This window comes from Psychrosphaera haliotis, assembly GCF_039523615.1.
Lineage (GTDB): Bacteria > Pseudomonadota > Gammaproteobacteria > Enterobacterales > Alteromonadaceae > Psychrosphaera > Psychrosphaera haliotis.
The window spans coordinates 1-21,360 of record NZ_BAAAFQ010000009.1; the positions used below are offsets into that span (position 1 = coordinate 1).

Sequence of the window (21,360 nt, forward strand, 5' to 3'; positions counted from 1 at the left end):
TACCACGCTCACGCTCTTCTGGAGCATTATCGATTTGTGCGAAATCGCGAGACTCACCACCGTAAGTTTTAGAAAGAACTGCAGAGATTGCAGCTGTTAATGTAGTTTTACCGTGGTCAACGTGACCGATTGTACCAACGTTAACGTGCGGTTTAGTACGTTCAAACTTTTCTCTTGCCATTTTTAAGTTTCCTTAAATTGAAAGTGATCTAATTTTAGACACAAATATTAAAAATAAAATTTAATTTCTTGCTGACATAATAGTTTCAGCAACATTGTTAGGCGCTTCCGCATACTTTAGGAATTCCATCGAGTATGAAGCACGCCCCTGAGTCGCTGAACGCAAGTCAGTGGCATAGCCAAACATTTCCGCTAAAGGCACTTGAGCATTTATTGCTTTTAGTCCCGCCGGCGCTTCGTCCATCCCTTCTATCATCCCGCGACGTCTGTTTAAGTCACCTACTACATCACCCATAGATTCTTCAGGTGTGATAACTTCTACTTTCATCATTGGTTCTAAAAGTTTTGGTTTAGCATCCAAGGCACCATTTCTAAATGCCATCGATGCCGCAATTTTAAACGCCATTTCGTTAGAGTCAACATCATGAAACGATCCGTCAAATAATGTTGCCTTAACACCAAGAACTGGATATCCCGCAAGGACACCACTTTTCATTTGTTCTTGAATGCCTTTATCTACCGCAGGAATAAATTCCTTAGGAACTGTACCACCTACAATTTCATTACTGAATTCGTAAGGGGTATCGCCTTCAATACTCATAGGCTCTAGCTTCAGCCATACGTGACCATATTGGCCACGACCACCAGACTGACGTATAAACTTACCTTCAATCTCTACAGGCGCTGTAATGCACTCTCGGTAAGCCACTTGTGGTTTACCTACGTTACATTCAACACTAAATTCTCGACGCATACGATCGACAATTATGTCTAGATGAAGTTCACCCATCCCAGAAATAATGGTTTGTCCTGATTCTTCATCCGTTTCAACACGGAAAGAAGGATCTTCGGCCGCTAGTTTACCTAGCGCAACACCCATTTTTTCTTGGTCAGGTTTTGATCTTGGCTCTACTGCAATTGAGATAACTGGATCAGGGAACTCCATACGCTCTAGCGTAATCTTGTTATCACTGTCACACAAAGTGTCACCAGTAGTAACTTGTTTTAACCCTACCGCAGCTGCAATATCTCCCGCGCGTACTTCTTTAATTTCTTCGCGGTTATTTGAGTGCATTTGAACAATGCGCCCAAAGCGTTCTTTTTTGCCTTTCACTGGGTTGTAAACACTGTCTCCAGTTTTTACGACACCAGAGTAGACTCTGAAAAACGTTAAGGTTCCTACAAATGGGTCTGTGGCTATCTTAAAGGCTAACGCTGCAAATGGCGCGTTATCGTCGGCTTGACGTTCACCCTCAGACTCATTGTCTAGAATACCTTTAATAGCTGGAACTTCGGTTGGCGAAGGCATAAATTCGACAACCATATCGAGGACGGCTTGAACACCTTTGTTCTTGAACGCTGAGCCACACGCACAAAGAACAATTTCGTTATCTAAGGTACGTTGACGTAACGCATCTTTGATTTCGAGCTCAGTGAGATCTTCACCTTCTAAATATTTATCCATTAACACGTCGTTCGCTTCGGCAGCCGCTTCGATCATCTCTTGGCGGTAAGCTTCTGCATCATCAGCCATGTCAGCTGGAATATCTTCGTAAGTAAAGGTCATGCCTTGATCAGATTCAGTCCAGTTAATCGCTTTCATTTTGAAAAGATCAACTACACCACGAAAGTTATCTTCCGCTCCAATAGGCAATTGCACTGGCACAGGGGTTGCCCCCAGGCGATTCTCAATTTGGTTTACAACTGAGAAGAAATCCGCACCGGTACGATCCATTTTATTAATGAATACCATACGTGGCACATGATACTTATCAGCTTGTCGCCATACAGTTTCAGTTTGAGGCTGTACGCCAGAAGACGCACATAATACAACAACCGCACCATCTAATACTCTTAAAGAACGTTCAACTTCAATAGTGAAATCTACGTGTCCCGGAGTATCAATAATGTTTATACGGTGTTCATCAAACTGAGCATCCATACCGCGCCAAAAACAGGTCGTAGCAGCAGAAGTTATGGTAATACCACGTTCTTGCTCCTGCTCCATCCAGTCCATGGTAGCAGCACCATCATGTACTTCACCGATCTTATGAGAAAGACCTGTGTAAAATAGTACACGCTCAGTTGTTGTTGTTTTACCAGCATCAACGTGAGCCACGATTCCGATATTTCGGTATCGCTCAATTGGTGTCTTACGCGCCATAAATTCCTCTTTGTTCCAGTATTATTATTTTTGTTTCTACCAACGGTAGTGAGCGAATGCTTTGTTAGCGTCAGCCATTTTATGAACGTCTTCACGTTTCTTAACAGCAGAACCTTTGTTGTCAATCGCATCAGCAATCTCATGAGCTAGACGTAGCGCCATAGATTTCTCACCTCGTTTACGGGCAGCTTCAACTAACCAACGCATGGCTAGAGTGTTACGACGAACTGGACGAACTTCTACAGGAACTTGGTATGTAGAACCACCAACACGACGAGATTTAACCTCGACTGTAGGGCGGACGTTGTCTAGAGCTTCGTCTAAAACTACAAGGTGATCTTTACCTGTTTTTTCAGCAGCTACATCTAACGCGTTATAGATGATTTTTTCAGCAACAGCTTTTTTACCATCTAACATTACTACGTTGATGAATTTAGTCAGTAGTTCCGATCCGAACTTAGGATCTGGAAGAACTTTACGTTGACCTACGACTCTTCTTCTTGGCATTTTAAATTCTCCGGTTGCTTCAGGATAATCCCAAAACTAATAAATTAAGTTTGCTTGGCCTTACTAACGGAGAACCGTTATGATTTTGGCTTCTTCGTACCGTATTTAGAACGGCCTACTTTACGATCAGCTACGCCAGCACAGTCAAGTGCGCCACGTACAGTGTGGAATCGTACACCTGGTAAGTCTTTAACACGACCACCACGGATAAGGATTACACTGTGCTCTTGAAGGTTATGACCTTCACCGCCGATGTAAGATGTTACTTCGTTACCATTAGTTAGACGAACACGAGCTACTTTACGTAGTGCAGAGTTCGGCTTCTTAGGTGTTGTTGTATAAACACGAGTACATACACCACGTCTTTGAGGACATGCGTCCAATGCTTCAGACATATTACGTTTTGTCTTCTGGCGACGAGGCTTACGTACCAACTGGTTAATAGTTGCCATTAAATAAGCTCCTGATTAGTTGTTACTACCCATTAGCGCACTATTGCGCCTCCCCCAAAATTAGGGGTGACGTATTCTAATGTTCAGTTTTTAAACTGTCAATCAAATGTGCCCTGGATCAAGTAAAAAGACGGTATCACGCTCAAATAACTGGATATTCTTTATTTATCGCTATGATCACCAGGATCTGGTTAATTAATGATTTGCGGTTTTAGCTTGCTCATTTGGTAAAATTTAGGTGATTGGCCAAAAAAACACTTAAACGCCTTGCTGAAATGACTCGTACTTAAAAACCCAACTTCAAAACCAACCTCTGTAATTTGCACACCTTTCTCTAATAGTTTTGCCGCTAGTTTTAAGCGCTCTTGTTGTTGAAAAGCAGTTGGCGTGCAACCTAAGTGATTTTTAAATACGTTAAAGAATTTTGTTCTTCCCATCACTGCAATTTTGCACAAATGGTCAATATTTAGAGGCAATGATAAATTGCCCAGTATGTATTGAATAACTCGATTAATTTGATTGGCTTCAGGGTCTTTTGCGCTATGTGCAATTATAAAGTCACGAGACTGTTGCCTTAACAAACGCGCGCTAAGCTCATTAATAGCGAGGTCAATAAGGTATGCTCGGTCCGGATTATTTTCAGAGTATAGCGACACTATTCTAGTCAGTAATTCCTGCGTCTGCTCTGAATGATGAGTATGCAAGGCGGTTGGATTATATTGCCACTCACCAAAGTCTTGCAGCATAGGCGTGCAACTATTAAGGCTATCAGAAACTTGCTGTACTCGTTCTGGAGCAATTTCAATTGCGATACATGTTGTTGGAGAGTCTAGCTTAGCTATGGGAAAGTCAATTTTAACAAGTTGGTTTGGTGCCAATATAAAGGATTCATGTGGAGAGAATTCAATATTGTCTCCGTTAATATGCATTATCTTCTTGCCAGTCACCATGCCACAGAAAAGAATTTGATCTGAGCGTAAATCTACTTTCTTAGCAGCTTGGTAAGTATCGTAAATACCTAACTCACTGTGCTCAGCGGCAAAGCTTATTTTGTTTTCGACTAATGTTCTTGGCTCTCTTTTTATTATATTGCTAATCATTCTGTCTCCCTGCGGACTGCCAGTTAACAGAAATGAACTAGCAGCAAAGAACTCACTTGAAAATACAACTAATGTAACCTGTGTTTTGTCTAAAAAAACTACAAATATTAAGCACAAAAATAAAAAAATAAGCAACTAAATATTAACAGGTAACTATTATGATCTATTCAAAACCCGGAACAGCAGATTCACTCATCTCTTTTAAAGAAACCTACGCAAATTTTATTGGCGGACAATGGGTTGCACCAGTTGATGGTGTTTACTTCGACAATGTTAGTCCCGTTGACGGTAAAGCGTTTTGTAAAATACCTCGCTCAAACCATAAAGATATAGAACTAGCACTAGACGCTGCGCACAAGGCAAAAGATGCTTGGGGGAAAACTGCTGCAGCTGAACGTTCTAATAAGCTTTTAAAAATAGCCGATATAATGGAAGCCAACTTGGAGTTGTTGGCCGTGGCAGAGACCTGGGACAACGGCAAAGCAATTCGCGAAACATTAGCAGCCGACATCCCATTAGCCATTGATCATTTCAGATATTTTGCAGGTTGTTTACGTGCTCAAGAAGGTTCTTTAGCTGAGCTTGACGAGCATACAATGTCGTATCATATTCACGAGCCACTGGGTGTTGTTGGTCAAATTATTCCATGGAACTTCCCTATTTTAATGGCAGCATGGAAGCTCGGCCCGGCATTAGCCGCTGGGAATTGTGTTGTGCTTAAACCAGCCGAACAAACACCCGTTTCAATACTCGTTTTATTAGAATTAATTCAAGACGTTTTACCCGCTGGTGTTTTGAATATAGTCAATGGTTTTGGTATTGAAGCAGGCGAAGCACTAGCGAGCAATAAACGTATCGCTAAGATTGCCTTTACTGGCTCTACTCCTGTGGGTTCTCATATCCTCAAATGTGCTGCTGAAAATATCATTCCATCTACTGTTGAGTTAGGAGGGAAGTCCCCGAACCTATTCTTTGCAGACGTTATGGATCATGAGGATACCTATCTAAGCAAATGTATTGAAGGCGCTGTACTGGCTTACTTTAACCAAGGCGAGGTTTGTACTTGCCCTTCGCGACTGTTTGTACATGAAGATATTTATGACCGCTTTATAGAAAAAGTAATTCAACGCAGTTTAGAAATAAAACGAGGTGATCCTTTAGACACAGAAACCATGGTTGGAGCTCAAGCTTCGAAAGAACAGTTTGAAAAAATACTGTCTTATATTGAAATAGGTAAAAAAGAAGGTGCAAAAGTCCTTATTGGTGGTGAAGTTGAAAAATCAGCAGATGATTTGAGCAACGGCTTTTATATTCAACCAACTCTATTGGAAGGTCATAATAATATGAGAATTTTCCAAGAAGAGATTTTCGGACCGGTTATTTCTGTGTCTAAGTTCAAGGATGATGACGAGGCGTTAACACTAGCAAACCAAACTGAATTTGGCTTAGGGGCTGGTGTATGGACTAGAGATACAAATAAAGCATTTAAAATGGGCCGAGGCATTCAAGCCGGGAGAGTTTGGACTAATTGTTATCATATGTATCCTGCACATGCCGCATTCGGTGGATATAAAAAATCCGGAGTGGGTAGAGAGACACATAAAATGGCATTAGAGCATTACCAACAAACCAAAAACTTATTGGTAAGTTATGACACCAATCCACTAGGCTTCTTTTAGTCTGTAAAAGTTTAATCGCCTTAAAATAAAAAACCCGCAATTAAGCGGGTTTTTTGATACGAACTAATTATTCGTTATTCAGCGTTTAACGCGTCCGTTAAGGCTTGCTCTGCATCTTCCATAGAAACAGTTTCTTCTACTTCATCAAAAGCGGCTGCAGCTGCGGCCTTTTCTTGATGGTAGCTGAAACCTGTACCAGCTGGAATCAAACGACCAACGATTACGTTTTCTTTAAGACCACGTAAATCATCACGTTTACCACTCACGGCTGCTTCTGTAAGAACACGGGTAGTTTCTTGGAACGAAGCGGCTGAGATGAATGACTCAGTTGCAAGAGATGCTTTAGTAATACCTAGCAAGTCACGAGTGAACTTAACTAAATCTTTACCTTCAGCAGCTAACTTACGGTTAGCGATTTTCACTTTAGATACTTCAACCTGCTCTCCGATTAGGAACTCAGACTGACCTGCATCAGTGATAATTGCTTTACGTAACATCTGACGACAGATAGCTTCGATGTGCTTGTCGTTAATTTTAACGCCTTGCAGTCGGTAAACTTCCTGTACTTCATTAACGATGTAGTTAGAGAAAGCAGTAATGCCACGTAAACGTAAGATGTCATGTGGAGACTCTGGACCGTCGGCGATAACTTCACCACGTTCAACAGATTCACCTTCGAACACGTTAAGTTGACGCCACTTAGGAATCATCTCTTCGTGTGCATCACCCTCTACAGGAGTGATAACTAAACGTTTCTTACCTTTAGTCTCTTTACCAAAGCTTACTGAACCGCTGATTTCAGCTAGGATAGCAGGCTCTTTAGGCTTACGAGCTTCAAATAGGTCGGCTACTCGAGGTAGACCACCCGTGATATCACGAGTTTTTGAACCTTCTTGAGGGATACGTGCTAATACGTCACCTGGAACTACGTTTGAGCCATCTTTAGCTTCGATTGTAGTAAATGAAGGTAGACGAATTTCCTGCATACCAGAATCACCAGAGTCAATAATTAACTTAGGCTCTTTTGCATTTGCAAGAGATAAATCTTTAACAACTGTACGTGTAAGACCAGTAAGTTCATCAGTTTGAACTTCGGTATTCGCTTCTTCAACGTCTGAGAACTGAACTTTAGCAGGACGTTCTACAATGATTGGATGCGAATGCGGGTCCCAGTTAGCAACAGTATCGTTACCTTTAACTTCAGCACCATCAGCGATTGTCATCACTGCACCATAAGGCAGTTTATAACGCTCACGCTCACGACCGTGGTCGTCAATGATAGTAACTTCAGCTGAACGAGAAGTAATAACTAACTTACCATCTGCGTTTGTAACGTGTTTAGCGTTATGAAGACGAATAGTACCGTCATTCTTAACTTGAACACTGTTTGCTGCTGTATTTCTTGATGCCGCACCACCGATATGGAACGTACGCATCGTAAGCTGTGTACCTGGCTCACCGATTGATTGTGCTGCAATAACACCAACGGCTTCACCTTGGTTGATTAAGTGACCACGAGCTAGGTCACGACCGTAACACGCTGCACAAACACCAAAGTCATTATCACAAGTGATAATTGAACGTACTTCAACTTCGTCAACTGAATGTTCTTCAAGAAGGTCACACAGTTTTTCGTCTAACATAACGCCAGCTTCTACTAACACTTCTTCAGAGTTAGGAGCAGTAACGTCAGATAATGTTACACGACCTAGTACACGTTCACGTAATGGTTCAACAACGTCACCGCCTTCAATTAGAGGCTTCATTGTTAGACCTTCAGTGGTACCACAATCATGTTCGTTGATTACCAAATCTTGGCCAACATCAACTAGACGACGAGTTAGGTAACCCGAGTTAGCTGTTTTAAGTGCCGTATCGGCTAGACCTTTACGCGCACCGTGAGTAGAGATGAAGTACTGTAGTACGTTCAGACCTTCACGGAAGTTCGCTGTGATTGGTGTTTCGATGATTGAGCCATCTGGCTTAGCCATTAGACCACGCATACCAGCTAGCTGACGAATCTGAGCGGCACTACCACGAGCACCAGAATCTGCCATCATAAATACGCTGTTAAACGAAGGTTGAATTTCTTCTTCGCCTTTTGCGTTGATAACAGCTTCAGTAGATAAGTTGTCCATCATCGCTTTCGATACTTTTTCGTTGGCCGTTGACCAAATATCGATAACTTTGTTGTACTTCTCACCCGCTGTTACTAGACCTTGTTGGAACTGGTCTTGAATCTCAGCAACTTCAGCTTGAGCATCTTCAATTAGGTCGTATTTCGCTTGTGGAATAACCATATCGTCGATACCGATAGAGTTACCCGCTAACATTGCGTAATGGAAACCTGTGTACATGATTTGGTCTGCAAACATTACTGTGTCTTTAATACCAAGACGACGGTAACACTCGTTAATCAACATTGAGATTTGCTTTTTACCAATTGCTTGGTTCATCAAATCAAATGGGAAACCTTCAGGTGCAATCATAGATAAAATTGCACGGCCCACTGTTGTCTCTTTAATCACTAATTGTGAAGTACGAGTACCATCTTCAGCAATAGTTACTTCTTTAATACGAACTTTAACGCGCGCATGTAAGTCAGCAACACCACTTCTGTATGCTTTTTCAGCTTCTTTAGTATCTTTAAATACTTGACCTTCGCCACGTGCATTTACGCGGTCACGAGTCATGTAGTAGATACCTAATACAACGTCCTGTGAAGGAACGATGATTGGCTCACCATTCGCTGGAGATAGGATGTTGTTAGTTGACATCATTAACGCACGAGCTTCTAACTGAGCTTCTAGTGTTAATGGTACGTGTACCGCCATTTGGTCACCATCGAAGTCGGCGTTATAAGCCGCACAAACTAATGGGTGCAATTGGATAGCTTTACCTTCAATTAGAACTGGTTCAAATGCTTGAATACCAAGTCTGTGAAGAGTAGGTGCACGGTTAAGCATAACTGGATGTTCACGGATAACTTCATCTAAGATATCCCAAACTTCAGCTGCTTCACGTTCAACCATTTTCTTCGCGGCTTTAATAGTTGTAGCCATGCCACGAAGTTCTAATTTTCCGTAGATAAACGGCTTGAATAATTCAAGTGCCATTTTCTTAGGTAGACCACACTGATGAAGTTTCAGTGTAGGACCAACGGTAATTACAGAACGACCAGAGTAGTCAACACGTTTACCAAGTAAGTTCTGACGGAAACGACCTTGCTTACCTTTAATCATATCAGCTAAAGATTTAAGAGGACGCTTGTTAGAACCGGTAATTGCACGACCACGACGACCGTTATCTAATAACGCATCAACCGCTTCCTGTAACATACGCTTTTCGTTGCGTACGATAATGTCAGGCGCAGCAAGATCTAATAGACGCTTAAGACGGTTATTACGGTTAATTACACGACGGTATAAATCGTTCAGATCTGAAGTCGCAAAACGACCGCCATCTAGTGGTACTAGTGGACGAAGATCTGGTGGAAGAACTGGAAGTACAGTCATTACCATCCACTCTGGACGGTTGCCTGAATTACAGAATGCTTCCATTAATTTAAGACGTTTAGTCAGCTTTTTACGCTTAGTTTCAGAAGTTACCGTTGGTAATTCTTCTTTCATTTCTGCATATTGCTGATTGATGTCGATGTCTTTAAGAAGGTCAAAAACGGCTTCAGCACCCATTTTTGCTTCAAATTCATCGCCATGCTCTTCTAAAGAATCTAGGTATTCTTCTTCTGACAACATTTGACCTTTTTCAAGGGTAGTCATGCCAGGTTCAGTAACCGCATATGATTCAAAATAAAGAACACGTTCAATATCACGTAAAGTCATATCAAGCATAAGGCCGATACGAGACGGTAATGATTTCAAGAACCAAATGTGTGCAACTGGGCTAGCCAATTCGATGTGACCCATACGCTCACGACGTACTTTAGTTAGGGTAACTTCAACACCACATTTTTCACAGATAACACCACGGTGCTTAAGACGTTTGTACTTACCACACAAACACTCGTAGTCTTTAACTGGGCCGAAAATACGCGCACAGAATAAACCATCACGCTCAGGCTTGAACGTACGATAGTTAATGGTTTCTGGCTTTTTAACTTCACCAAAAGACCATGAGCGAACTACGTCTGGAGACGCTAAGCCGATTCGAATTGAATCAAACTCTTCGCTTTTATTTTGTTGTTTCAAAAACTTAAGTAAGTCTTTCACTTTTGTTCTCCTGAAGGAGTGAAACATTAGGGCGTAGAATGTATACGCTACGCCCCACCACTCAATTTAAAGAACCAATCGGTTTCCCGACTAGGCTTATTCTTCTTCCAGCTCGATGTTTAGACCTAGCGAGCGAATCTCTTTCAACAATACGTTGAACGATTCTGGAATCGCAGGTTCCATACGATGATCACCGTCTACGATGTTTTTATACATCTTAGTACGACCATTAACGTCATCAGATTTAACTGTAAGCATTTCTTGAAGCGTGTAAGCAGCACCGTAAGCTTCTAGTGCCCATACTTCCATCTCTCCGAAACGCTGACCACCGAACTGAGCTTTACCACCAAGTGGTTGCTGTGTAACTAGGCTGTAAGAGCCAGTTGAACGCGCGTGCATCTTGTCATCAACCAAGTGGTTAAGTTTCAACATGTACATGTAACCAACAGTTACTTTACGTTCAAATGAGTTACCAGTACGACCATCAAACAGGGTAAATTGACCACTGCGAGGCATATCAGCTAGTTCAAATAAGTCTTTAATTTCTTCTTCAGCTGCACCGTCAAATACAGGTGTCGCAATTGGAACACCAGCACGTAGGTTTTGAGCAAGGCGACGTACTTCATCATCAGAGAAGCTATCAATATCAACTTCTTGACGTGATGTACCAGAAGCATAAACCTTTCCTAAGAAATCACGGATTTCCGCAAGTTCTTTTTGCTCTTTGATCATACGGTCTAGTTTTTCACCAAGTCCACGAGCCGCCATACCTAAATGGGTCTCAAGGATCTGACCGATGTTCATACGCGATGGTACACCTAGCGGGTTAAGTACGATATCTACAGGAGTACCGAACTCATCATGTGGCATATCTTCAACAGGAACAATGGTAGAGATTACACCTTTGTTACCGTGACGACCGGCCATTTTATCACCAGGTTGTATACGACGTTTAACAGCTAAATAAACTTTAACGATTTTCAGTACGCCAGGCGCTAAGTCATCACCTTGAGTGATCTTACGACGCTTAACTTCGTACTTTTTGTCATATTCGCCACGAAGCTCTTCATAGCTTGCTGCAAGTTGTTCTAATTCAGCTTGCTTACCTTCATCAGATAGGCTCTGTTGGAACAATTTATCACCAGCAATTGAAGCAACTGTGTCTGCATCTAATCCACCAGAGATTAGAAGCTCACGAGTTCTTGCATAAGTGTTGTTTTCAAGAATACGGAATTCTTCGTTTAAGTCTTTTTTCGCTTGAGCTAGTTGCATTTCTTCAATGTCTAGCGCGCGCTTATCTTTTTCTACGCCGTCACGTGTAAATACTTGAACGTCGATTACGGTACCAGACACTGAGTTTGGAACACGTAAAGAACTGTCTTTAACGTCAGACGCTTTTTCACCGAAGATAGCTCGTAGAAGTTTTTCCTCAGGAGTAAGCTGAGTTTCACCTTTAGGTGTAACTTTACCTACTAGGATGTCGCCACCCTTAACTTCCGCACCAATGTATACGATACCTGAGTCATCTAATTTACCTAATGCTGATTCGCCAACATTTGGAATATCAGAAGTAATTTCTTCAGGACCTAACTTAGTGTCACGAGCAACACAGCTTAGCTCTTGGATGTGGATCGTAGTTAAACGATCTTCTTGAACAACGCGCTCAGATACTAAGATCGAGTCTTCGAAGTTATAACCATTCCAAGGCATGAACGCTACGCGCATGTTTTGGCCAAGAGCCAATTCGCCTAGGTCTGTTGAAGGACCGTCAGCTAACACGTCGCCACGTTGAACAGGTTCGCCTGAGCTAACTGTTGTCGTTTGGTTAATACATGTATTTTGGTTAGAACGTGTGTATTTAGTTAAGTTGTAAATGTCGATACCAGCTTCGCCAGGTAAACATTCACTTTCATTAACTTTAACAACGATGCGAGAAGCATCAGCGTAATCAACTACGCCACCACGTTTAGCAACAACTGTTACACCTGAATCTTTCGCTACAACCGCTTCCACACCAGTACCAACTAACGGCTTATCAGCACGTAAAGTAGGAACGGCCTGACGTTGCATGTTCGCACCCATTAGGGCACGGTTAGCATCATCGTGTTCTAGGAACGGGATTAAGCTGGCAGCTACAGATACAACCTGTTGAGGCGCTACGTCCATATATTGAACTTGGTCAATAGACGTAATTGTAAATTCATTTTTGAATCGACAAGGAACTAGTTCGTTAACTAGTCGACCTTCCGCGTCCATTTCCGCTGATGCCTGTGCGATTACGAATTTATCTTCTTCAATAGCAGAAAGATAATCGATTTCACCAGTTACTTGGCCATCAACTACACGACGGTAAGGCGTTTCTAAGAAACCATAAGAGTTTACGCGAGCGTATACTGATAATGAGTTAATTAGACCGATGTTTGGACCTTCCGGAGTTTCGATTGGACAAACACGACCATAGTGAGTCGGGTGAACGTCTCGAACTTCGAAGCCTGCACGTTCACGAGTCAAACCACCTGGGCCTAATGCAGAGATACGACGTTTGTGCGTCACTTCTGATAGCGGGTTGTTTTGGTCCATGAACTGAGATAACTGACTTGAACCAAAGAATTCTTTGATTGCTGCAGAAATCGGCTTAGCGTTAATTAAGTCTTGTGGAGTAGTGTTATCAAGGTCACCTAAACTTAGGCGCTCTTTAACAGCACGCTCAACACGAACTAGACCAACACGGAATTGGTTTTCAGCCATTTCGCCAACAGAACGGATACGACGGTTACCTAAGTGGTCAATATCGTCCACGTCACCTTTACCGTCACGAATGCTAATTAGCACTTTCATAACGTCAGTGATGTCTGTTTTGCTTAATGTACCTTCACCAGTTAGGTCTTCACGACTAACTCGACGGTTAAACTTCATTCTACCTACAGAGGATAAGTCATAACGCTCTAAAGAGAAGAATAGGTTGTCAAATAAAGCTTCCGCTGAATCTTTAGTCGGTGGCTCGCCCGGACGCATCATACGGTAGATTTCAATTAACGCTTCAAGGCGGTTAGTTGAACTATCGATACGTAATGTGTCTGAGATATATGAACCGTGATCTAATTCATTCGTGTAAATAATTTCGAAAGACTTGTGTCCTGCTTCTGCCATTTTAGCTAGTAATTCTAGGCTAATTAGGTCATTGGCATTCGCAACTAGCTCACCTGTAGATGCATCGATGTAATCTTTAGCGATTACTTTATCAATGATGTACTCGTGAGGAACTTCGATTTGATTAATACCCGCTTTTTCCATTGAACGGATATGACGAGCAGTAATACGACGACCAGTTTCAACGATGATTTCACCGTCAGCATCTTTAAAATCGAACGCAGCAGTTTCACCACGAAGGCGAGACGGTTGCAATTCCATTAAGATCTTATCGCCTTTAATTTCTATAGCGATGCGGTCGAAGAATAAGTCTAAGATCTCTTCTGTAGAATACTCTAACGCGCGTAACATGATTGAAGCAGGTAATTTTCTGCGACGATCTATACGAACGAATAAATTATCTTTAGGGTCGAATTCAAAGTCTAACCAAGAGCCACGGTAAGGAATTACGCGGGCATTATATAAAACTTTACCTGATGAGTGAGTTTTACCTTTGTCGTGATCGAAGAATACACCTGGTGAACGGTGCAACTGAGATACGATTACTCGCTCAGTTCCGTTTATGACAAAAGTACCGTTGTCTGTCATTAACGGCATTTCACCCATATAAACTTCTTGCTCTTTGATATCTTTAACAGTACCAGGAGCAGCTTCTTTGTCCATTAGAACTAAACGCAGTTTCACACGTAATGGTGCTGCATATGTAACGCCACGAATTTGACATTCTTTCACGTCGAAGACAGGTTCTCCAACGCGATAGCTAACAAATTGTAATTCGGCGCTACCTGAATAGCTCTTAATAGGGAAAACAGAACGGAAAGCCGCTTCGATGCCATTATTACCGTCTACGTCCGCTTCAATAAACTTATTGTATGATTCAAGCTGAACTTGTAGAAGATAAGGCATGTCCAAAACGTGTTCGCGTTTGCCAAAATCCTTACGAATTCGTTTCTTTTCAGAATAAGAGTAAGCCATGTGGTTCCTCAGCTTGCTGATTTTTGACCCTATAAGCCTGTCTCAATTAAGGAACAGACTACCTTTTAACAGCAAAATTTTGCTATAACCCGCTTCAGTATTAAATCATTACACGCCTTTTGGCATTTACTGAGGCAAATCTGCCCCAAGTTGGTTTGCTATTTAGAGCAAATTTTATAACAACTAATTTGCCTAAGTGCATGTAATTCTTAAATACAAATGGTGGTATAAAAAAGTTTTACCATCATTTTGTGCACTATAAAAGTTTTTACACAGATATAGCGCAAAAAGGCCGGTGATATTTTATCACCAGCCTTTGCCTAAAATTTAGGCAAACAATCTAACAAACGTCAGATTATTTAATTTCAACAGATGCGCCTGCTTCTTCAAGTGTAGCTTTAAGTTCTTCAGCTTCACCTTTAGATACCGCTTCTTTAACAGCGATTGGAGCAGATTCAACCATAGTCTTAGCTTCTTTAAGACCAAGGCCAGTCGCGCCACGTACAGCTTTGATTGATGCAACTTTATTTGCACCAGCAGCAGTAAGAATAACGTCAAATTCAGTTTTCTCTTCAGCAGCTTCAGCTGGACCAGCAGCAACAACAGCAGCAGCTGCAGTTACACCAAATTTTTCTTCCATAGCTTCAACTAGTTCAACTACTTGCATTACTGACATTTCAGCAACTGCGTCTAAGATTTGTTCTTGAGTTACAGACATTTTATAATTCCTAACTTGTTTAAGCGATAAACTCGCTTGTAATAACTTTCACCTAAAAACTGGATAATCACGAGCACGTAGCTCAGTAAAATTATGCAGCTTCTTTCGCTTCTTTTACTGCAGCTAGTGTCTTCACTAGTTTGCCTGCAGAAGCTTCTTTCATAACACTCATTAAACGTGCGATCGCTTCGTCGTATGTAGGTAGTGAAGCAAGAACTTCAACATCTACTACGTTGCCTTCAAATGATGCAGTTTTAAGTTCAAACTTTTCGTTTTTCTTAGCGAAGTCTTTGAAAAGACGTGCGCCAGCACCTGGGTGCTCATGAGAAAATGCGATTAAAGTTGGACCCGTAAACGAATCATTTAAGACTTCGAAGTCAGTACCTTCAACTGCGCGCTTGGCTAAAGTGTTGCGAACAACCTTCATCCATACGCCGTTCTCACGCGCTTCTTTACGAAGTGCAGTGATTGCAGTTACAGATACACCACGAGCGTCTGCTACTACTGCAGACAGAGCGTCTTTGGCTGCTTCTTGGACTTCAGCAACTACTGCTTTTTTGCCATCAAGATTTAATGCCATTAGCTTTTCTCCTGGTTAGTGGAAACGGGGTTAACCGTTTTCATTATGTTCAAGACAAGTCTTGAACGGCTCCGGTGAAAGCCAGAAGTATAATCTTCTGGGGTTTGCACCATCTGCGTAGGAAATTAAGTTTTTGTAATTAAGTAAAACTTTATTACGCCAACACCTACGGTCTTGGATGAAGACGCTTTAAAAGCGTCTCAACCCGAATACTGTTTTACTTTTCAGCTTTGATTGAACCTTGTTCAATCGAAACGCCAGCACCCATTGTAGTAGAAAGACTAACTTTCTTAACAAAAGTACCTTTCGCAGAAGCAGGTTTTGCTTTTACGATAGCGTCTAATAAAGCTTCTAAGTTAGTTTTGATCGCAGCTGCGTCAAAATCAACTTTACCGATAGATGCGTGAACAATACCGTTTTTATCGTTTCTATAACGAACCTGACCAGCTTTAGCATTTTTAACTGCTGTTGCTACGTCTGGAGTAACTGTTCCAACTTTCGGGTTAGGCATAAGGCCACGTGGACCTAAGATCTGACCTAGTTGACCAACAACACGCATCGCATCAGGAGATGCAACAACAACGTCGAAGTTCATTTCGCCAGCTTTAACTTGCTCAGCAAGATCTTCCATACCAACGATATCTGCACCAGCTGCTTTAGCTGCTTCAGCGTTAGCGCCTTGTGTAAATACTGCTACGCGTACGTCTTTACCAGTACCGTTTGGTAGTACAGTTGCACCACGAACGTTTTGGTCAGATTTACGAGCATCGATGCCAAGGTTAATAGCAACGTCAAAGCTCTCTGTGAATTTAGCAGTCGCTAATTCTTTAAGTAGAGTTACCGCTTCTTCGATGCCGTATTCACGAGTTGCATCAACTTTGTCACGAATTAAACGTGCGCGTTTTGTTAATTTAGCCATTGATTAACCCTCTACATTCAAGCCCATTGCACGAGCTGAGCCGGCAATAGTGCGTACTGCTGCATCCATATCGGCTGCAGTTAGGTCTGGTTCTTTAGTCTTTACGATTTCTTCCAACTGTGCACGTGTTACCGTACCCACTTTTTCAGTGTTTGGACGACCAGATCCAGATTTGATACCAGCTGCTTTCTTAAGTAAGTAAGATGCAGGTGGAGTTTTAGTATCGAATGTAAACGAACGATCACTATAAACAGAAATAACAACAGGAACCGGAGCACCTTTTTCCATTTCGCCTGTTTTCGCGTTAAACGCTTTACAGAATTCCATGATGTTCACACCGTGTTGACCTAGAGCAGGACCAACCGGAGGACTTGGGTTTGCCATACCAGCTGCTACTTGCAACTTGATTAGGGCTTCAACTTTTTTAGCCATTTTAGCTTCCTCATTAATGGGTCATCGCCTAGTAAGAACGAGGTTTCTTACTTATCGGCTTCCCGTTTTAAAATTTTTATACCGTCTAAAACTTTTGCTTAAGACACATACAAAAGGGTCGCGCATTATATAGACAATCGCGACCCTTTTCAAGACTGTAATTCGAAATTAACTTCGATTATTTATCTTTTTCTACCTGACCAAACTCAAGTTCAACTGGAGTAGAACGACCAAAGATAAGTACAGATACTTTAACTCGGCTCTTCTCATAATCCACTTCTTCAACAACACCGTTAAAGTCAGCAAATGGACCGTCTGTAACACGAACAACTTCACCTGGTTCAAACAATGTTTTAGGCTTAGGTTTGTTAATGTTTTCTTCTAGACGATTTAAGATAGCATCCGCTTCACGATTAGAAATAGGGGCTGGGCGATCTGATGTACCACCAATGAAACCTAATACGCGAGGCGTGTTTTTAACTAAATGCCAAGCATCTTCGTTCATAGCAATTTCTACTAGAACATAGCCTGGGAAGAATTTACGCTCTGAACGACGTTTCTGACCAGCACGCATTTCAACAACTTCTTCAGTTGGAACTAAGATGCGACCAAAGTAATCTTCCATTGCGTTTACTTTGATATGCTCTTCTAGAGCTTTAGATACACGACCTTCATAACCTGAGTAAGCTTGAACAACATACCAACGAAGCTTATTTTCAGAAGCTTGTTCAGTTGATTGTTCTACATTCTGTTCAACTTCTTGCTCAACATTTTGTTCGGTGTTTAATTCTGATTCAGACATATATTAAAATCCTATACCTGTAAGTAGAGCTACTGCCCAGCGTAAAAACATATCTAAGAAATATAGAATAATCGCGATAACTGCAGTAGCGGCAAAAATAATTAATGTAGTTTGCGTCGCTTCTTGACGAGATGGCCAAATCACTTTGCGAATTTCTTTATTAGACTCTTTAGAGAAACTAATAAATGTACGACCTTTTTCAGTCGTCGCTGCAAAGAAGCCAGCAACTACTACAGCCGCAACAACACCAATTGCACGAATCAGTACAGATTCTTGATCGAACATGTTGTTTGCTACAACCGCGCCTGCTAATAATGCAATTGCGATTACCCATTTAACTAAATCCAGTCCTTTGTTTGACTGTTCAACATTGGCACTCATCGAAACACCTTAATTACTACATTTGTGAAAATTGTTATAAACCCCAAAGGACAATACTAATATTTAATACTGTTCTTTGAGGTTTGGCAGGGGCGGAGGGACTCGAACCCCCAGCCATCGGTTTTGGAGACCGCTGTTCTACCAATTGGAACTACGCCCCTGCAACAACACCATTTATGTCTATTAATCAATCAACAGACAGTTACACCACTTTTGTGAAATCTTAATTTTTAAGGGAATCATAAAAGTGGGGAGCGCCATTATACTTAACTAGGTTAATGACGCAATTAAAAACTATTATTCACATCTAATTTATAGACGCTTATATACCTGTTTACCAGCCACCCAAGTTTCCAAAACTTTAACTTTCCAAAGGTTTTCTGGGTTGATGGTAAAAATGTCTTCATCAACGAGGATAAAGTCTGCATATTTACCAGCTTGAAGACCACCTAGAATCTTATCTTGATGGGCACCAAAGGCAGCATCTATTGTAAAAGCTCTAAATGCCTCTGCTGTAGACATTGACTCAGATGCAATCCACCCACCTTCTGGCTGGTTTTTCCTATCCTGACGCGTAACAGCCGCATGAAGACCTAAAAATGGATTTGCTAGCTCTACAGGAAAGTCTGAGCCCGCAATGACGCGACTTCCTTGCTTCAAAAATTGCTGCCAAGCATATGCCCCTTTTAGGCGCTCATTACCAATTCGTTTTGGTGCCATGTCTTTATCAGAGGTTGCGTGCGTTGGTTGCATAGAAGGTAAAATATTAAGTTGCTTAAATCTTGGTATGTCAGAAGGCTGAACAACTTGCGCGTGCTCAACTCTGTGTCTTAATTCTTTACCACTGTATAACACTGACTCTGGACTTTTGAAAACTCGTTCAAACTCATCTAGTGCAATCTTATTTGCTCTATCACCGATCGCATGAATATTGATTTGAAATCTATGATTTAGAATCTCATCAAATAGCGGTGTTAACTTTTCTTTTGACGTTACAAGTAAACCCACGTTATCTGCATCATCATGATAAGGCTTTAATAGAGCAGCTCCACGGCTACCTAATGCTCCGTCACCATATATTTTTACGCTACGGATAGACAAGAAATCATTTTTATCCGATACATAACCATGTTTTAACATCTCTGAGAGTTTTGGGTCAGTTGCAGATAACATTGCATAAATTCGAACGGCTAGTTTTTCAGATGCTGCGTGTTCTTTGTATAAGTGATAGGTTTCATGGTCAATTCCCGCATCGTGCATACTTGTTATGCCTAAAGACAGTAGATGTTTTGTGGCTTTGTTTAATGCAGCCGTCATTTCACCTTTAGTCGGGTTTGGTATTTTATTCATGACTAATGTTTCAGCATTGTCGATTAATACACCCGTCGGGTTTCCATTTTCATCTTTTAGTATCTCACCACCTGGCGGAGAGATAGTGTCTTTTGTAATTCCGGCTAACTCCAGCGCTTTAGTATTTAACCAAGCAGCATGCCCATCAACCCGACTTAAATAAACTGGACGATCGGCTATGTATTCGTCTAGTTGTTTTGCCGTAGGGTATTCATTAGAAGCCCAAACCTCTTGGTTCCAACCTCTGCCTTTTATCCAATTTATATTTGGGTTTTTGGCTGCATAACCGGCAACCTTTTTAGCAGTTTCGCGCGCGCTGCCAATATCTCTGACGTCAACATTTAATAAATTGAAGCCTAGACCAAGAAGATGACCATGACCATCTACTAAACCCGGCAACATTACTTTGCCCTTTCCATCTACAACTTTAGCGTCTGGGTATTGTGAAGGTAATAATTTATCACCTACTTTTAAAACTCGTCCATCTTCAAACGCTAATGCACTAAAAGTGACCAAGTTTCGCTCATTGGTAAATGTATAACCCGACACATTTTTTATAATGGTGATTTCCGCTAACGTTGGAAAACTCAATACTGCTAGCGTGAGTAGTAATATTTTTTTCATTTTCTATCCTAAAAATATTTTTTTAATAACCTATCACGCTCTAGTGCCACTGTAACTATTTTAAGATAGGTGCCTGAATAATTTGGATGAATTAAACCTTTTATTAAATCTATAGGAAATATTGGACCTATTAAGAACTAAATTTTAAAGACAAAAAAGCCCCAGCTCTTACGAACCGGGGCTTTTCTTCATCCACTTTGTTATTCCGCTAACTCTAAAGCTAACTTCCTAACTCAGCAGAATTAAGCGATTACTGTTGCTACAACACCAGCACCAACTGTACGACCGCCTTCACGGATCGCGAAACGTAGACCTTCGTCCATCGCGATAGGTGCGATTAGCTCAACAACCATCTTGATGTTATCACCAGGCATTACCATTTCTACGCCTTCTGGAAGCTCAACAGCACCAGTTACGTCAGTTGTACGGAAGTAGAACTGTGGACGGTAACCTTTGAAGAATGGAGTGTGACGTCCGCCTTCTTCTTTAGAAAGTACGTAAACTTCTGATTCAAATTTAGTGTGAGGCTGGATTGAACCAGGCTTCGCTAATACTTGACCACGTTCTACGTCTTCACGCTTAGTACCACGTAATAGGGCACCAATGTTCTCACCTGCACGACCTTCGTCAAGCAATTTACGGAACATTTCAACACCAGTACAAGTAGTTGTTACTGTGTCTTTAATACCAACGATCTCTACTGAGTCACCAGTGTTAACGATACCTTGCTCAACACGACCTGTTACAACTGTACCACGACCAGAAATTGAGAATACGTCTTCGATAGGCATGATGAATGGCTTATCGATGTCACGCTCTGGCTCTGGAATGTAAGTATCTAGTGCTTCAGCTAGTTCGATGATCTTCGCTTCCCACTCTGCTTCGCCTTCAAGAGCTTTAAGAGCTGAACCAGCGATTAGTGGAAGGTCGTCACCTGGGAATTCGTATTCTGAAAGAAGTTCACGAACTTCCATCTCTACTAATTCTAGTAACTCTTCGTCATCAACCATGTCACATTTGTTCATGAATACGATGATGAAAGGTACACCAACCTGACGTGAAAGTAGGATGTGCTCACGAGTCTGAGGCATAGGGCCGTCAGTTGCAGCAACAACTAA

The 21,360-nt window shown here is 41.6% G+C and carries 16 protein-coding genes and 1 tRNA gene; 1 reads left to right on the top strand and 16 read right to left on the bottom strand.

The window, feature by feature from the left end; genetic code table 11:
* From ABD009_RS12135 to ABD009_RS12155, 5 genes are all read right to left on the bottom strand, one after another.
* On the bottom strand, positions 1 to 181 hold a 181-nt coding region (locus tag ABD009_RS12135), incomplete at its 3' end, for a GTP-binding protein (RefSeq protein ID WP_343825760.1).
* A gap of 60 nt (positions 182 to 241) precedes the next feature.
* Positions 242 to 2,344 carry an elongation factor G gene (gene fusA / locus ABD009_RS12140; protein WP_155696581.1) on the bottom strand — a complete coding sequence of 701 codons (2,103 nt, stop codon included), beginning with the start codon at positions 2,342 to 2,344 and terminating at the stop codon, positions 242 to 244.
* Between the two features lie 36 nt (positions 2,345 to 2,380).
* Entirely contained in the window at positions 2,381 to 2,851 is a 471-nt protein-coding gene (gene rpsG / locus ABD009_RS12145; RefSeq protein ID WP_155696583.1) for a 30S ribosomal protein S7, read from the bottom strand.
* Between the two features lie 77 nt (positions 2,852 to 2,928).
* A complete protein-coding gene (gene rpsL / locus ABD009_RS12150) occupies positions 2,929 to 3,303 on the bottom strand; it encodes a 30S ribosomal protein S12 (protein WP_155696585.1) in 375 nt (124 codons plus the stop codon).
* Positions 3,304 to 3,494: 191 nt separating this feature from the next.
* Positions 3,495 to 4,403, bottom strand: coding sequence for an AraC family transcriptional regulator N-terminal domain-containing protein (locus ABD009_RS12155; protein WP_343825765.1), 909 nt, complete (start codon positions 4,401 to 4,403; stop codon positions 3,495 to 3,497).
* A 158-nt stretch (positions 4,404 to 4,561) separates the two neighbouring features.
* Here ABD009_RS12155 and exaC point away from each other — a divergent pair, with 158 nt between their 5' ends.
* On the top strand, positions 4,562 to 6,082 hold the full coding sequence (gene exaC, locus ABD009_RS12160; RefSeq protein WP_343825767.1) for an acetaldehyde dehydrogenase ExaC: 1,521 nt from the start codon (positions 4,562 to 4,564) through the stop codon (positions 6,080 to 6,082).
* 74 nt (positions 6,083 to 6,156) lie between these two features.
* Here the strand turns inward: exaC and rpoC are convergent, their stop codons facing one another.
* The 11 genes from rpoC to tuf all read right to left on the bottom strand — a co-directional run.
* A complete protein-coding gene (gene rpoC, locus ABD009_RS12165; RefSeq protein ID WP_343825769.1) occupies positions 6,157 to 10,311 on the bottom strand; it encodes a DNA-directed RNA polymerase subunit beta' in 4,155 nt (1,384 codons plus the stop codon).
* A 96-nt stretch (positions 10,312 to 10,407) separates the two neighbouring features.
* The gene (gene rpoB / locus ABD009_RS12170; protein WP_155696593.1) at positions 10,408 to 14,436 is read right to left on the bottom strand and encodes a DNA-directed RNA polymerase subunit beta; all 4,029 of its coding nucleotides are present in this window, start codon (positions 14,434 to 14,436) and stop codon (positions 10,408 to 10,410) included.
* A gap of 355 nt (positions 14,437 to 14,791) precedes the next feature.
* Complete coding sequence (rplL, locus tag ABD009_RS12175) at positions 14,792 to 15,154, bottom strand: 50S ribosomal protein L7/L12 (protein WP_155696595.1); 363 nt, start codon at positions 15,152 to 15,154, stop codon at positions 14,792 to 14,794.
* Positions 15,155 to 15,245: 91 nt separating this feature from the next.
* Positions 15,246 to 15,734, bottom strand: coding sequence for a 50S ribosomal protein L10 (rplJ, locus tag ABD009_RS12180; protein ID WP_343825773.1), 489 nt, complete (start codon positions 15,732 to 15,734; stop codon positions 15,246 to 15,248).
* 217 nt (positions 15,735 to 15,951) lie between these two features.
* Complete coding sequence (gene rplA / locus ABD009_RS12185) at positions 15,952 to 16,653, bottom strand: 50S ribosomal protein L1 (protein WP_155696598.1); 702 nt, start codon at positions 16,651 to 16,653, stop codon at positions 15,952 to 15,954.
* 3 nt (positions 16,654 to 16,656) lie between these two features.
* Entirely contained in the window at positions 16,657 to 17,085 is a 429-nt protein-coding gene (rplK, locus tag ABD009_RS12190; RefSeq protein WP_155696600.1) for a 50S ribosomal protein L11, read from the bottom strand.
* Between the two features lie 178 nt (positions 17,086 to 17,263).
* On the bottom strand, positions 17,264 to 17,887 hold the full coding sequence (gene nusG, locus ABD009_RS12195) for a transcription termination/antitermination protein NusG (protein ID WP_343825777.1): 624 nt from the start codon (positions 17,885 to 17,887) through the stop codon (positions 17,264 to 17,266).
* Between the two features lie 3 nt (positions 17,888 to 17,890).
* A complete protein-coding gene (secE, locus tag ABD009_RS12200; RefSeq protein ID WP_343825779.1) occupies positions 17,891 to 18,268 on the bottom strand; it encodes a preprotein translocase subunit SecE in 378 nt (125 codons plus the stop codon).
* Positions 18,269 to 18,352: 84 nt separating this feature from the next.
* Positions 18,353 to 18,429 (bottom strand) — tRNA-Trp (locus tag ABD009_RS12205).
* A gap of 151 nt (positions 18,430 to 18,580) precedes the next feature.
* A complete protein-coding gene (locus ABD009_RS12210; RefSeq protein ID WP_343825781.1) occupies positions 18,581 to 20,242 on the bottom strand; it encodes an amidohydrolase in 1,662 nt (553 codons plus the stop codon).
* A 242-nt stretch (positions 20,243 to 20,484) separates the two neighbouring features.
* Positions 20,485 to 21,360, bottom strand: an 876-nt coding sequence (gene tuf / locus ABD009_RS12215) for an elongation factor Tu (protein ID WP_343824857.1), incomplete at its 5' end; no start/stop codon positions are given.